The 11,885-nt window shown below is 71.4% G+C and carries 12 protein-coding genes; all 12 read right to left on the reverse strand.

The window, feature by feature from the left end; genetic code table 11:
- A partial coding sequence (locus ASF82_RS12250) for a DarT ssDNA thymidine ADP-ribosyltransferase family protein (protein ID WP_082514611.1) occupies window positions 1-733 on the reverse strand: 733 nt, incomplete at its 3' end.
- A gap of 78 nt (window positions 734-811) precedes the next feature.
- A complete protein-coding gene (locus ASF82_RS12255) occupies window positions 812-1,786 on the reverse strand; it encodes a DNA topoisomerase IB (protein WP_056057400.1) in 975 nt (324 codons plus the stop codon).
- 107 nt (window positions 1,787-1,893) lie between these two features.
- Window positions 1,894-2,106, reverse strand: a complete 213-nt coding sequence (locus ASF82_RS12260; protein ID WP_056057403.1) for an Rv0909 family putative TA system antitoxin — start codon at window positions 2,104-2,106, stop codon at window positions 1,894-1,896.
- A 140-nt stretch (window positions 2,107-2,246) separates the two neighbouring features.
- Window positions 2,247-3,440 carry an elongation factor Tu gene (gene tuf / locus ASF82_RS12265; RefSeq protein WP_056057406.1) on the reverse strand — a complete coding sequence of 398 codons (1,194 nt, stop codon included), beginning with the start codon at window positions 3,438-3,440 and terminating at the stop codon, window positions 2,247-2,249.
- Between the two features lie 126 nt (window positions 3,441-3,566).
- A complete protein-coding gene (gene fusA, locus ASF82_RS12270; protein ID WP_056057409.1) occupies window positions 3,567-5,684 on the reverse strand; it encodes an elongation factor G in 2,118 nt (705 codons plus the stop codon).
- A gap of 86 nt (window positions 5,685-5,770) precedes the next feature.
- Complete coding sequence (gene rpsG / locus ASF82_RS12275; RefSeq protein ID WP_056057412.1) at window positions 5,771-6,241, reverse strand: 30S ribosomal protein S7; 471 nt, start codon at window positions 6,239-6,241, stop codon at window positions 5,771-5,773.
- Entirely contained in the window at window positions 6,241-6,615 is a 375-nt protein-coding gene (gene rpsL, locus ASF82_RS12280) for a 30S ribosomal protein S12 (RefSeq protein ID WP_043593380.1), read from the reverse strand. The genes rpsG and rpsL overlap by 1 nt, the downstream gene beginning before the upstream one ends.
- Window positions 6,616-6,906: 291 nt before the next feature.
- A complete protein-coding gene (locus tag ASF82_RS12285; RefSeq protein WP_156370124.1) occupies window positions 6,907-7,482 on the reverse strand; it encodes a DUF6121 family protein in 576 nt (191 codons plus the stop codon).
- A 113-nt stretch (window positions 7,483-7,595) separates the two neighbouring features.
- Window positions 7,596-8,954, reverse strand: a complete 1,359-nt coding sequence (locus tag ASF82_RS12290; RefSeq protein ID WP_056057420.1) for an NHL repeat-containing protein — start codon at window positions 8,952-8,954, stop codon at window positions 7,596-7,598.
- A gap of 423 nt (window positions 8,955-9,377) precedes the next feature.
- Window positions 9,378-10,154, reverse strand: a complete 777-nt coding sequence (locus tag ASF82_RS12295) for a hypothetical protein (protein WP_056057425.1) — start codon at window positions 10,152-10,154, stop codon at window positions 9,378-9,380.
- A gap of 1 nt (window position 10,155) precedes the next feature.
- A complete protein-coding gene (locus ASF82_RS12300) occupies window positions 10,156-10,815 on the reverse strand; it encodes a hypothetical protein (RefSeq protein ID WP_156370125.1) in 660 nt (219 codons plus the stop codon).
- Window positions 10,812-11,861: a type IV pilus assembly protein PilM gene (pilM, locus tag ASF82_RS12305; protein WP_056057433.1), complete on the reverse strand. Its 1,050-nt coding sequence runs from the start codon at window positions 11,859-11,861 to the stop codon at window positions 10,812-10,814. Before pilM ends, ASF82_RS12300 begins: the two co-directional genes overlap by 4 nt.
- Window positions 11,862-11,885: the final 24 nt, after the last annotated feature.

The following is an 11,885-nucleotide window of genomic DNA, read 5'->3' on the forward strand; positions in this document are numbered from 1 at the left end:
TCTTGTCGTTCGGGACGCCGACGAGCGTCACGGCCTCGAGCTGTACTCCCCCGGGCACCAGCACCTCGGGCTCGAGCAGGTCGGGGTCGGCGAGCGAGAAGCGGCGGACCATCGAGGCCGCGTCGTCGAGGCCCACGGCCTGACGGACGCCCTGGACGGCGGCGTCGCCCTCCGTGACCACGAACCCGTCGTCGAGCGACGAGACCGGCACGACCAGCATGACGAAGTCGGTGGCCTTGGCGGCACGTGCGGCGTCCGACCACTCGTAGCCGTCGGCGCCCGAGCGCAGGACGTCCCACGCGGAGGCGTGGGGCGACAGCGAGAACGGGACGTGCTCGGCGAGGACGGCACCGGAGGCGCTGGTCACCGAGGCGCGGAGCGCGCGGGTCGCCCCCGAGCTCACGTCGAGCTCGGGCTCCGCCGCGGCGCCGGGGCGGAGGGCACCGGCTGCGATGATGCCGGGCAGGTTGCTCACGTGGGTCCAGTGGTAGACGCGCTGCTGCGCGAAGACCGGGACGGGGGCCGCGGCCGACTGCGCGGCGACGGCGACGGCCGCGGAGTCGCGGGCCAGCGCCGGCGTGCTGCGCAGCGACTCGGGCTTGCGCGACGCGGCGCGGCGCTTGGTGGTGAGGGTCCGGACCTCACCGTCGGCATCGAGCAGGGGCTCGCGCTTGCGGGGGGCGCAGATGTCGCAGAGCTCCCTCTCGAACCCGTGGATGCACTCGTCAGTCACTGCAGTAGTTCCTCTCGGGCGTCCGACTCGATCGGACGCAACCCTCTACGGTACGTCATGAGCCTGCGTGGCCGCGACTCAGCGATAGAGCAACGAGCGCACCTCGGACTCCGCCGAGCCCAGGCGACGCGGGTCGATCGTCTCGCCGTGCTCGTACGCGTCGACGAGACGCGGGTCGACGTACGACTTCCGCGCGATGCTCGGGGTGTTCCCCAGGACGTCCGACGCGTCGCGCATCGCCTGCGCGAGCGCCCGGCGGCGCCGACCGACCGTGGGCTGCGGTCCGCTCCGGGCGAGGCTCACGGCGGCCGCGACCGTGCCGTGCAGGGTGCGGAAGTCCTTGGCGGTGAAGTCGTCGCCGGCCCGCAGCTTCACGTACTCGTTGATCTCCGACGCGTGCAGGGGCCGCCAGGGGCTCCCGGCCTCCGGCCGCCAGGCCAGGAGGCGTGAGCGGCCGCCCCGGGTCTTGAGGCTGCGCACGACCGCAGCGAGGTCGGGGTCACGGATCTCGCTGTCCCACTCCTGGCCGCTCTTGCCGGGGAAGGAGAGCGCGACCACGTCGCCGGACACCTTCGCGTGCGAGCAGAGGAGGGTCGAGAGCCCGTGGCTGCCGTGCTCCTCCGCGTAGCGCTCCGAGCCGACCCGCAGCGAGCCGGTGTCGAGCATGCGGAACGCCGCCCCGAGGGCGCGGTCGCGGACGGGCTCGTCGAGGCGCAGGTCCATCGTGACGAACCTGCGGGCGGTGGGCAGCGACTCCGCGAGGGAGAGGGCGCGGTCGAACTTGATCCGGTCCTTCTGCTCACGCCAGGTCGGGTGGTAGATGTACTGGCGCCGGCCGGCGGCGTCCTTGCCCGTGGCCTGCACGTGCCCGTTGGGGTACGGCGCGATCCAGACGTCCGTCCACGCGGGCGGGATCCCGAGGTGGTCGAGCCGCTCCCGCACGACCGGGTCGGTGATGGTCGACCCGTCGGCGTCGCGGTAGCTGAAGCCCGTGCCCGAGCGGTGACGCGAGATGCCGGGATGGGCCTGATCGGTGCGTCGGAGGCGCGGCATCGGTCGAGTGAACACCGTCCGGTCGAACGGTGGCCGGGTCGCCGGGGTACAACGACGGCCCCCGTGCCCCTCGAGGGCTCCGGGGGCCGGCGACGGGGCCGTGGGCCCTACTCGTTGCCGATCTTCTTGTCGGCGGCGCTCTTGGCCTGCTGGATCTTGTCGGAGTGCTTGCCCCCGGTGGCCTTGTCGGCAGCGCCGGCGACGGCGTCGAGGATGCGGTCGCTGACGCCCTCCGCCTTCTCGCTCTTGAGGGCGTCCTGCACCTTGCCGTCGTTGAGGAACGACTGTGCCTTGCGGGTGATGTCGTCGAAACCGGCCATGACGTCTCTCCTGTCTGCGCCGGCGCTTCCGGCGGCACCCCATGGTGACACGCCGGACCTTGGTGACACGAGAGAGGGGGCCGGGCCCTCTCGGGCCCGACCCCCTCTCAGGAGATCAGCAGTGCTGGAGTGACCAGTACTTACTTGGCGATCTTGGTGACGGTGCCGGCACCGACCGTGCGGCCACCCTCGCGGATGGCGAAGCGCAGGCCCTCTTCCATGGCGATGGGCTGGATCAGCTGGACGGTGATCTCAGTCGTGTCGCCGGGCATGACCATCTCGGTGCCCTCGGGCAGCGTGATGACACCCGTGACGTCGGTGGTGCGGAAGTAGAACTGCGGGCGGTAGTTCGCGTAGAACGGGTTGTGACGCCCACCCTCGTCCTTGGAGAGGATGTAGACGTTCGCCTCGAACTCGGTGTGGGGCGTGATCGAGCCGGGCTTGACCACGACCTGGCCGCGCTCGACGTCCTCGCGCTTGGTGCCGCGGAGGAGCAGGCCGACGTTCTCACCGGCGCGCGCGTCCTCGAGGGTCTTGCGGAACATCTCGATGGCGGTGACGGTCGTCTTCGACGACTTCTCCTTGATGCCGACGATCTCGACCTCGTCGTTCGGCTTCAGGATGCCGCGCTCGACACGACCGGTGATGACGGTTCCACGACCGGTGATCGTGAAGACGTCCTCGACGGGCATGAGGAAGGGCTGGTCGGTCGCGCGGACCGGCTCGGGCACGTTCTCGTCGACCTGGTCCATCAGGTCGGCGACCGTGGCGGCCCACTTCTCGTCGCCCTCGAGGGCCTTGAGAGCGGAGACCTGGACGACGGGGGCGTTGTCGCCGTCGAAGTCCTGGCTCGAGAGGAGCTCGCGCACCTCGATCTCGACGAGCTCGAGGATCTCCTCGTCGTCGACCATGTCGGACTTGTTCAGCGCCACGACGATGTAGGGAACGCCGACCTGGCGGGCGAGCAGGACGTGCTCACGCGTCTGGGGCATCGGGCCGTCGGTGGCGGCGACCACGAGGATCGCGCCGTCCATCTGAGCCGCACCGGTGATCATGTTCTTGATGTAGTCGGCGTGGCCGGGAGCGTCGACGTGAGCGTAGTGACGCTTCTCCGTCTGGTACTCGACGTGCGAGATGTTGATCGTGATGCCGCGCTGCTTCTCTTCGGGCGCGTTGTCGATCTGGTCGAAGGCCGACGCCTCGTTGAGGGTCGGGTACTTGTCGTGCAGGACCTTGGTGATCGCCGCGGTGAGCGTGGTCTTGCCGTGGTCGACGTGACCGATGGTTCCGATGTTGACGTGCGGCTTGGTCCGCTCGAACTTGGCCTTAGCCACTGTGGGTCCTCCTCAGGACTCGGTTGCAGTGGGGCCGGGGGCCGGGTCGATGACCCGGCCTACCGGACACTGCGGATTGGTGTGTGTACATGTTACGCGGTCGAGGAACGGCCGCGAGATTCGGGACTATTCGCCCTTGTTCTTCTGGATGATCTCCTCGGCCACGGCCGAGGGGACTTCCTGGTACGACTCGAACGTCATCGAGTAGACGGCACGGCCCGAGGTCTTCGACCGCAGGTCTCCGACGTAGCCGAACATCTCCGACAGCGGCACGCTGGCCCGAACGACCTTCACACCACTGGCGTCTTCCATCGACGAGATCTGCCCGCGACGCGAGCTGAGGTCGCCGATGACGTCGCCCATGTACTCCTCGGGCGTACGCACCTCGACCGCCATGAGCGGCTCGAGGAGAACGGGCTGGGCCTTGCGAGCCGCCTCTTTGTAGGCGATCGACCCAGCGATCTTGAAGGCCATCTCGGACGAGTCGACGTCGTGCGCCGCACCGTCGAGGAGCAGGGCCCGGACGCCCACGGTCGGGTAGCCCGCGAGGACTCCGACCTGCATGGCGTCCTGGATGCCCGCGTCGACCGACGGGATGTACTCGCGCGGCACGCGGCCACCGGTGACCTTGTTGACGAACTCGTAGGTCGACTCGGCCGTGACCTCGAAGGGCTCCAGCGCGATCTGGACCTTGGCGAACTGGCCCGAGCCACCCGTCTGCTTCTTGTGGGTGTAGTCGTAGCGCTCGATGCCCTTCTTGAGGGTCTCGCGGTACGCGACCTGGGGCTTGCCGACGTTGGCCTCGACGTTGAACTCGCGCTTCATGCGGTCGACGAGGATGTCGAGGTGGAGCTCGCCCATGCCCTTGATGACCGTCTGGCCGGTCTCGGCGTTGAGCTCGACGCGGAACGTCGGGTCTTCTTCGGCGAGCTTCTGGATGGCCAGCGAGAGCTTCTCCTGGTCGGCCTTCGTCTTCGGCTCGATGGCGACCTCGATGACGGGCTCGGGGAAGGTCATCGACTCGAGGACGACCTGGTCCTGCGGGTCGCACAGGGTGTCGCCGGTGGTCGTGAACTTGAGGCCGATGACCGCGTAGATGTGGCCGGCGGTCACGCTGTCGACCGGGTTCTCCTTGTTGGAGTGCATCTGGAAGATCTTGCCGATGCGCTCCTTCTTGTCCTTCGTGGAGTTGACGACCTGGGCGCCCGACTCGATGGAGCCCGAGTAGACGCGGACGTAGGTGAGGCGACCGAAGAAGGGGTGCACCGCGACCTTGAAGGCGAGGGCCGAGAAGGGCTCCGTCGACTCGGGCTTGCGGATGATGACCTTCTCGGCGTCACGCACGTCGTGGCCCTCCATGGGGGGCACGTCGAGGGGCGAGGGGAGGTAGTCGATGACCGCGTCGAGCATCGGCTGCACGCCGCGGTTCTTGAAGGCCGAGCCACAGAAGATCGGGTAGACCTCGCTGTTGACCGTCAGCTTGCGGACGGCGGCCTTGATCTCGGCGACGGTGAAGTCGGTGTCGCCCTCGAGGTAGCGCTCCATGAGAGCGTCCTCCGCCTCGGCCACGCGCTCGATGAGCTTCTCGCGGTACTCGGCGGCGCGGTCGGCCAGGTCGGCCGGGATCTCCTCGATGTCGTACTTCGCACCGAGCTCGACGTCGCCCTTGGCGTCGCCGCGCCACGTGAGCGCACGCATCTCGACGAGGTCGATGACGCCCTCGAACGAGCTCTCGGCACCGATCGGCAGCTGCATCACCAGGGGCTCCGCGCCGAGGCGGTTGACGATGGTGTCGACGGTGAAGTAGAAGTCGGCGCCGAGCTTGTCCATCTTGTTGACGAAGCAGATGCGGGGCACGTCGTACTTGTCAGCCTGACGCCAGACGGTCTCGGACTGGGGCTCGACGCCCTCCTTGCCGTCGAACACGGCGACGGCGCCGTCGAGGACGCGGAGCGAGCGCTCCACCTCGACGGTGAAGTCGACGTGGCCGGGGGTGTCGATGATGTTGATCTGGTTCTTGTTCCAGAAGCACGTCGTGGCCGCCGACGTGATGGTGATGCCGCGCTCCTGCTCCTGCGCCATCCAGTCCATCGTGGCCGCACCGTCGTGGACCTCACCGATCTTGTGGGTGATGCCCGTGTAGTACAGGATGCGCTCGGTGGTCGTCGTCTTGCCAGCATCGATGTGAGCCATGATGCCGATGTTGCGGACCTTGTTCAGGTCGGTGAGCACGTCCTGTGCCACGGGTTCCTCCGAAGGGGTAGGTGGGGAGTTGTGGGAGCCGGGGAGGCGCGGTGCGGGGAGTGCCCGCAACGCACCTCATCGACTGGTTACCAGCGGTAGTGCGCGAAGGCCTTGTTCGCCTCGGCCATCTTGTGCGTGTCCTCACGACGCTTGACAGCGGCGCCGAGGCCGTTGGAGGCGTCGAGGATCTCGTTCATCAGGCGCTCGGTCATGGTCTTCTCACGACGAGCCTTGGCGTACGAGGTCAGCCAGCGGAGCGCCAGGGTGTTGGCGCGGTGCGGCTTGACCTCGACGGGGACCTGGTAGGTCGAGCCGCCGACGCGGCGCGAACGCACCTCGAGGGTCGGGCGCACGTTGTCGAGCGCCTTCTTCAGCGTGGCGACGGCGTCCTGGTCGTTCTTCGCGGCGACGCCGGCGAGGGCACCGTAGACGATGCGCTCGGCGAGGCCCTTCTTGCCGTCGAGGAGGATCTTGTTGACGAGCTGGCTGACGATCGGCGCCCCGTAGACGGGATCGGCGACGACAGGGCGCTTGGGCGCGGGTCCTTTACGAGGCATTACTTCTTGTCCTTCTTCGCACCGTAGAGGCTACGAGCCTGCTTGCGGTTCTTCACGGCCTGGGTGTCGAGGGCGCCACGAACGATCTTGTAGCGCACGCCGGGGAGGTCCTTCACGCGACCGCCGCGGACGAGCACCATCGAGTGCTCCTGCAGGTTGTGGCCCTCGCCGGGGATGTAGGCGGTGACCTCGGTGCCGTTGGAGAGCTTCACACGGGCGACCTTGCGGAGCGCGGAGTTCGGCTTCTTGGGGGTGGTGGTGTACACGCGGGTGCACACGCCACGCTGCTGGGGGTTGGACCGCAGGGCGGGGGCCTTGGTCTTGACGACCTTCGGCGTACGACCCTTGCGGACCAGCTGCTGGATGGTTGGCACTGGTTCTCCTAGATTGCGCTCTGCTCGTGCAGGGCTCTGCTCTGTCCGACCGGACGGTCGGCATCCTCGTCGTGCCTCACGCCGGCGCCGCACCCGGAGGTGCTCACCAGCGCTGAGCCCGACCGCGGCGCTGCTCGAGAGACGAGGCCGCTGGTCGTCGTGGACGGCCTGGAGGCCACCACGAGAGACGGTGCATCCGACCCCCACGACCGGGCGGACCCCGTCGTGGTGCGGATTTTTCGGGCGCGCCGTTGAGCGCACACCCGATAGAGCATAGCTTCCGGTAGGGGCTTAATCAAATGATCGCGGGCTGCCCCGGGACGGGTCGACGCGCGACGCCGCCGCGACCCCGAGCACCACGAGCCCGGCCCACAGGGCGCTGCCGAGCACGAACGGCGAGAGGACGTACCGGCCCGCGAACAGGACGGCCGCGGCGCCGTCGTCGCGCACCAGCGCGTAGCCGACCGAGCCGACGACGACCATGGCCGCCCAGACGAGGAGGGCGGTGACGAGGGCCGGGGGCAGGAGGCGCGGGGCCGGGGTGCGGGGCGCGCCCGCGCCGGGGCCGTCGGCGGTGCCCGTCGGGGCCGGTCGGCCCGGGCCGACGCCGTCGGCGGGCTGGGCCGGGAAGGTGCCCCGCGACTCCGGCGCCCTGCCCTCGGCCCGGTCGGCGACCGCGGCCGAGCGCATCAGCGCCAGGAGCACGACGAGCAGCGCCGCGGCCGCCATGGCGGGGCCGAGCAGAGTGCCGGCGTCGGGCTCGCTGATGACGTCGCGGTCGAGGAGCAGGCTCTCGAAGCCGGCCGTCGCGATGAGGAGCGCGGCGAAGAGCACCGTGCCCATGAGTGCGGACACGGCCCTGGTCATCCCGCGAGCGTACGCCGCGCCTCCGACAGGGCCCGGGCGGACGACGGGACCGCCCCGCCGCGCCTCCGGGGAGGGCGGCGGGGCGGTCCCGTCGAGCGGAGCGTCGACCCGCGTCAGGCGCGGCGGCGTGCCCGCCCGGCGCGGCCCGCGGCCACGGCGGTCAGGGCGAGGCCCAGGCCGACCAGCACGGCGGCGATGCCGAGCGGCGTCGTCGTGTCGGAGCCCGTGAAGGCGAGCTCGCCGTCGGCCGGGTCCGCGGCGGCGCGGGTGGCCGTCGGGGTGAGGCGCGTCGGAGCCCCGGCAGCCGGCGTGGTCGCCGCGGGGGCGGCCGCGGCGGGCGTCGTCGGGGTGGTCGGCACGGTCGGCGTCACCACGGCCGGGGTGGTCGGCGTCGTCGGCGTGGTCGGGGTCGTCGGCGTCGTCGGGGTCGTCGGCGTGGTGGGCGTCGTCGGGACGACGGCCGCCGCGGTGATCGCGAGGAACTGCAGGCGGTCGGTGTCGCTGTCGGTCACGACGACGGTGTCGCCGTCGACCGCGACGCCCCACGGGTTCGAGAAGGCGCAGGCGTCGGCCCCGCCGGCCCCCACGGTGGTCCAGGTCTCGCCCTCGCGGACGAGGAGGACGTCGCGGGCCTCGTCGGTGACGTAGAGGCGGCCGGCGGCGTCGACGGCGATGCCCGCGGACTCGTCGAGGCGGAAGGGCACGGCGATGGTCGACACGGTGCCGTCGGCGGCGACCACGCGCACCTCGTCGGCGGGGCGGTCGATGACGTAGACGAGGCCGTCGGCGCCGACGGCGACGCCGATCGTGCCGTCGGTGGTCTGCGGGTCGCTGGCGGGCAGCACGACGGCCCACGTGGTCTCGCCGGGGGCGAGCGCGACGACCTGGTCGGTGTAGCCGGTCGTGGCGTAGACGGTGCCGTCGGCGGCGACCGCGACGCTGGTCACGCGGTCGAAGCCGGCGTAGTCGGGCAGGGCCGTCCAGACCTGGGTGTCGGGCTGGTAGCGCAGCACGCGGTCCGCCTCGGTGTCGGCGACGACGAGGCTGTCGGCGCCGGCGGCGCTGCCGTCGAACGCGAGGCCGAAGGCCTGGCCCACGGGGCCCAGGTCGGCGCCGGGCGCGGGGGCGTCGGTGTAGGTGCCGTCGGCCGCGCGCTGGTGCAGCACGCCGGTGGCCGAGTCGAGCACCCAGATGCTGTCTCGGGCCGTGTCGACCGCGACGCCCTTGGGGTAGTCGAGGCCGTCGGCGCGGCCGGGGACGTCCTCGGACGTCGTGCACGACAGCGTGGCCGGCGCGGTGGCGGCGAAGGCGGAGGGCGCGGGGAGGAGGACGACGGAGGCGGCGAGCAGGGCCGGGATCGCGACCGCAGCCAGGCGGGTGCGACCGCTGAGGCCGCGCCTCCCGGCGTCGGTCGGGACGGTGGAGGGCAGGGCGGGGCGCGCGCCAGGGCGCGCCGACGAGGACATCGACATTCGGGTGTGCGACTTTCGTGCGGAGTGGTTCGCGACCGCGGGCGTTCGGGGCGCCCGGGACGACGAGCTGGGTGGGCTCGGCGTCGTCGTGGTGGGTGGCCACGAGGGGCAGGTCGCGGGCGCGCCCGGTCGGGATGGTCGGGCGGCTCTCCTGGAGACTACGGGCTCGGGCCCGGGAGGGCGATGTGGACGACGGGTGGTTCCCCCCGCCCGGGGGGCGTGGTGGCCCTCACCCGGGGTACACGGGGACCGGGCGGCCGGGGCGGTGGCGGGGGACACGCGCGCGGTCGTCGTCGCCGTCGTCGCCGATCGGCCCCCGACGACGCCGGTCGCCCCGGACGACGAACGAGTGGTCACGACGTGCTCCTCCGCCGGGGCGGGGAGGGCACGTCGTGACCACTCGAGGGTCGTGCAGGTGGGGGGCTACTCCCCCGCGGCCGTGCTGTCGTCGGCGTCGCCCTCGGCCTGCGCGGTCGGCGTCGTGGTGGCGTCGGTCGGGGTCGAGGCCGCGTCGAGCAGCACGTAGACGTTGCCCGAGACCGTCCAGCTGTCGGGGGCCGCGCCCTCGCTGCCGGCCTCCTCGCTGCCGGAGCTGCCGAAGGTCTCGAGGGCGAAGAGCCGGCTGCCGCCCTGGAGGGCCGCGACGAAGTCGAGGGCGTCGGAGTACGAGCCCTCGACCGTGATCGAGACCGGCACGACGGAGAAGTTCGCCGCGGTGATCGCCGGGTCGCTCACGAGGTCGGGCGCCGTGGGGGCGACGGGCTCGGCGGCCGGAGCGGCCGTGGCGGCGTCGGTCGACTCGGCCGAGGCGTCCGTGGTCGCCGCGGCGTCGGCCGGGGCGGCGGCCGCGACCGGGGCGTACGCCTCGGCCTCGGTCGTCGTGATGTCGACCACGGTCGTGCTGGTCTCGTCGGAGAGCCGGCTGACCTCGCTGATGAAGGTCGAGAGCGACGCCGACGACGGGATCGCCGTCTGCAGCGTGCCGAGCTCGGACCGCAGCGCGGGCAGGGCGTCGTTGTCGGCCTGCAGCTGGGCGATCGCCGCCCGGATCTGCTCGTTCTGCGTCGTCACCGTCGTGATCTGCTCGCGCGACGCGGTGGCCGCCGAGAGCTGCGGCTGGACGCCGAGCAGGAAGCCGAGGGCGAGCACCACGACGGCGGTGCCCATCGCGGCGAACATCATGAGTCGGTTGCGGTCCACGTCAGTCGTCCTTCTCGTCGAACCGGCCCGAGAAGGCGTCGGCGGTGATGTGCATAGTGACGGTCGCCTCGTAGACGCCGTCGGAGAAGGCGACCGACCCGGGGGTCGCGTCGGCGAAGCCGGGCAGGGTCGCGAGGCCGTCGAGCCAGACCGGCACGGCGGGCAGGGTGGGGCTGGTCGCCGTGAAGACCACGGTCGCCACGCGCGAGCCCTCGAGCGGGGACGTGCCCTGCGCGTACGACTCGAGCGGCGAGGCCTGGTCGAGCGAGACGCTCGTCACGGTGACGCCGACGGGCAGCGTGCCCTGCACGGAGCGCAGGTAGGTCGCCCAGTCGATGTCGGTGGAGCCTCCGACGGCCTGGCCCGACTCGATCAGGTCGACCTGCGACTGCGTGTCGCGCACCTCGGAGAACTTCGCCTGCTGCGCGAGCAGCGTGCTCGTCTCGCTCTGGACCACGGTGAGGTCGTCAGCCGCGGAGAGCGAGCCGAGGGTCGCGGCTCCCGAGGCGACGACGGTGGCGGCCACGAGCACGACGACGCCGAGCCAGGTGCGGCGCGTGGTCGAGGCGGCGCGACGCTCGGCCCGCACCTCCGGGGGCAGCAGGTCGACGCGGGGGGCGCCTCCCACGGTGATGGCGGCGTCTCTCTTGGACGATCTCATGCGGCGCTCCCGAGGGCGAGGCCCAGGGCCACGGTCAGGTCGGAGGGGCGGGCCCGGAGGGCCGCCTCGTCGACGGTCTTGGCGACGGCGACCGTCGCGAGGGGGTCGCCGAGGGCGACGGGGAGGCGCGTGACCTCCGACAGGGCGTCGGAGAAGCCCGGCATGGCGGAGCCTCCCCCGGCGAGCAGGATGCCCGCGACGGGGTTGGCGGGCCGCGTGTTGACGAAGTACTGGACGGTGTTGCGGAGGCTGCCGAGCAGGTCGTTGGTCGACTCGAAGATGGCCGACGACGCCGCCTGCTCCTGCGGGGTGGTGACGACGGTCGAGAGTCCGCGGGCGTGCTTGAGCTGCTCGGCCGCGGCCGGGCCCGTCTCGAGCGCGGCGGCCACGGCCTGCGTGATGTCGTCGCCGCCCGAGGGGATGATGCGGACGAACTGCGGCACGCCGTCGGTCACCATGACGACCGAGGTCGTGTTGTGCCCGATCTCGACGACGGCCACCGTGCCGACCACCCGGGGGCGGTTCACGAGGAGGCGCACGGTCGCGAACGGGATGAGGTCGACGCCCAGCGTGGTCAGGCCGGCGAGCTTGCTGGCACGGACGTTGCCCAGCACGGCGTCCTTGACGGCGGCGATCAGCAGCCCGTTGACGACCGGGCCGTTGTCGCCCACTCCCTCGCTGTACGGGTAGAAGTCGAGGAGCGCGTCGGCCACCGGCACCGGCAGCATGTCCTGCACCTGGAAGGGCAGCGCCTCCTTGATCCGCTGCGGCGACATCTTCGCGACGGTGAGGTCGCGGGCCAGCACGCGCTGGTTGCCCATGCCGAGCACGACCCGCTTGCTCTTGAAGCCGCCGGCCGACCAGAGCTGCTTGAGCGACCCGGCGACCGTCTGCGGCTCGAGCACCTCGCCGCGGCTCGCCGCGCCCTCGGGCAGCTCGACCTCGGCGAAGCGGACCACGGTCGGCTTCGCCTTGTCGGCGTCGGCCACCTCGACGGCGCGCACGGTGCGGCTGCCGATGTCGATGCCCACGATGTTCTTGCCCATCAGTGCTGCTCTCTGTCAGGTCGC

This window comes from Frigoribacterium sp. Leaf164 (assembly GCF_001423665.1).
GTDB classification, from domain to species: domain Bacteria; phylum Actinomycetota; class Actinomycetes; order Actinomycetales; family Microbacteriaceae; genus Frigoribacterium; species Frigoribacterium endophyticum.